At 65.9% G+C, this 2,542-nt stretch carries 2 protein-coding genes; both read right to left on the reverse strand.

Annotated features, from left to right (window positions below; genetic code table 11):
- A partial coding sequence (gene gcvPB, locus AC16JP_RS00710) for an aminomethyl-transferring glycine dehydrogenase subunit GcvPB (protein WP_484338681.1) occupies positions 1 to 1,087 on the reverse strand: 1,087 nt, incomplete at its 3' end.
- The gene (gene gcvPA, locus AC16JP_RS00715; protein WP_484338682.1) at positions 1,084 to 2,454 is read right to left on the reverse strand and encodes an aminomethyl-transferring glycine dehydrogenase subunit GcvPA; all 1,371 of its coding nucleotides are present in this window, start codon (positions 2,452 to 2,454) and stop codon (positions 1,084 to 1,086) included. The genes gcvPA and gcvPB, both read right to left, overlap by 4 nt.
- Positions 2,455 to 2,542 lie beyond the last annotated feature (88 nt).

Here is a 2,542-nt window from a genome sequence, read left to right on the forward strand (position 1 = left end):
ACATGCCCATCTGCCCGTGGAACGCCGCCATGCGGCCGAAGCTAAGACCGTGGTCCTCGGTGTCGGCGGTTTCCTCCTCGACCAGATGGTAACGGCCGTCTTCGATCACTACGAACGGCAGCGGCGCGAACGGCGCCAGCCGTGCCGAGAACACCACCGGACCCGAACCCGGCCCGCCGCCGCCGTGCGGGGTGCTGAAGGTCTTGTGCAGGTTGATGTGCATCGCATCGACGCCCAGATCGCCCGGCCGCACCCGGCCGACGATCGCATTGAAGTTCGCGCCATCGCAGTAAACGAATGCGCCCGCCGCGTGCACCGCGTCGGAAATCCGTTTCAGATCGGGTTCGAACAGGCCGCAGGTGTTGGGATTGGTGATCATCACCGCCGCCACATCCGGGCCAAGCCGCGTCAGCAGAGCGTCAGTATCGACACGCCCGCGCGCGTTGGCGGGGATGCTTTCGACGCGATAGCCGCAGAAAGCCGCCGTCGCAGGATTGGTGCCATGTGCGGATTCCGGCACCAGCACTACGCTGCGGGCGTCGCCGGCGGCATCGTGTGCGGCGCGGATCGCAAGCATGCCACAGAGTTCGCCATGCGCGCCTGCCTTCGGCGCCATCGCCACCGCCGGCATGTTGGTCAGCTTCTTCAGCCAGTCGGCCAGTTCGTGGATCAGTTGCAGTGCGCCCTGCACGGTGTTCTGCGGTTGCAGCGGATGCACGTCGGCAAAGCCCGGCAACCGCGCCATCTTCTCGTTCAGGCGCGGATTGTGCTTCATCGTACACGAACCCAGCGGGAACAGGCCAAGGTCGATGCCGTAGTTCTGCCGCGACAGGCGGGTGTAGTGGCGAACGGCCTCCCCCTCGGCCAGGCCGGGAAGCCCGATCGCCGCCGCGCGTTCCAGCCCGCCAAGCCTGGAACGATGCGCAGGCACGGCCTCGAAATCGACACCGGTGACGGCTGGATTACCGCATTCATAGATCAGCGGTTCGTCCAGCATCAGCGCCCGGTTGCCGCTGAAGGTGGCGGCGGGCGCCGCCGGGGATTGTGCCGTCGCGCGCGTGGGGCGGCCCTCGGAATTCATGCTCATTGTGAGACTACCTCTTGCAGGGCGCGCACCAGCGCATCGATGTCGGCGGGCGAAACCGTTTCCGTTACCGCAACAAGCAGCACATTTTCGGCGCCGTCGACACCGGGGTAGAGGCGCGCTGCGCTCACGCCGCCCAGCACCCCCATTTCGGCCATGTCGCGCACGGCCTGCCGCGCAGGCACCGGCAGGCGAACGGCAAACTCGTTGAAGAACCGCGTCGTCAGCAGTTCGATCCCCGGTATCTGTACCAGCCGGTCGGCCACCTCGCAGGCACGGGCGTGGTTCAGCGCAGCAAGGTGGCGCAGGCCCTGTTCCCCCAGCAGCGTCAGGTGGATGCTGAAGGCCAGGCTCATCAGGCCGGAATTGGTGCAGATGTTCGACGTCGCCTTTTCGCGACGGATATGCTGTTCGCGGGTGGAGAGCGTAAGCACGAAACCACGGCGACCATCGGCATCGACCGTTTCCCCGCACAGCCTGCCCGGCATCTGCCGCACATGCCGCGCGTTGCACGCGAACAGGCCGAGGTGCGGCCCGCCGAACTGCAAGCCGACCCCCAGAGACTGACCTTCGCCGACCACGATATCGGCGCCCATTTCACCGGGCGACCGCACGAGGCCAAGCGCCACGACTTCGGTGACGACAACGATCAGCAGCGCGCCTTTGGCATGGCAGGCGTCGGCCAGCGGGGCCAGATCGGCGACATGGCCGAAACTGTCGGGGTTCTGCACGACGACTGCCGAGGTGTCGGCTTCGATGCGGTCGATCAGGCTGGCGATGTCGGCGGTCGGCGGGGTGTGCGTATCCGACGGCTGGCCGATCACCAGCTCGTCGCCGGTGAACCGGCACAGGGTGCGCGCCGCGCTGACATAGTGCGGATGCACACCGGCCGACAGGATCGTCTTTTTGCGGCGGGTGATGCGCCGCGCCATGAAAATGGCCTCGGTCATGCCGGTGGAGCCGTCGTACATTGACGCATTCGCCACTTCCATGCCGAACAACTGCGCCACCTGCGTCTGGAACTCGAACAGATATTGCAGCGTGCCCTGGGCGATTTCCGGCTGATACGGGGTGTAGCTGGTCAGGAATTCGCCACGCTGGATCAGATGATCGACGCTAGCCGGGACATGATGCCGATAGCACCCGGCCCCGATGAAGAAGGGGTTGTCTCCGGCCGACATGTTGCGCCGCGCCATCGCCACCAGATCGCGTTCCACCGCCATTTCGGGCTGGTGGGTGTCCAGATCCGCAATGATACCGGGAAGCCGCACGCTTTCCGGCACATCGGCGAACAAGTCGTTGATATCGGCAGCGCCAACCGCCTGCAGCATCGCCGCGCGGTCATCCGGCGTCAGGGGAAGGTAACGCATATCCTGCTCCTCAAAGCGGTTTTCGTGCCTGCCAGCGCAGGCGGACATAATCAGCCTGCCAGTTGCCCGCGCCATCGCGCAGCACCGG

The sequence above is a fragment of the Sandaracinobacteroides sp. genome, from assembly GCF_057137845.1.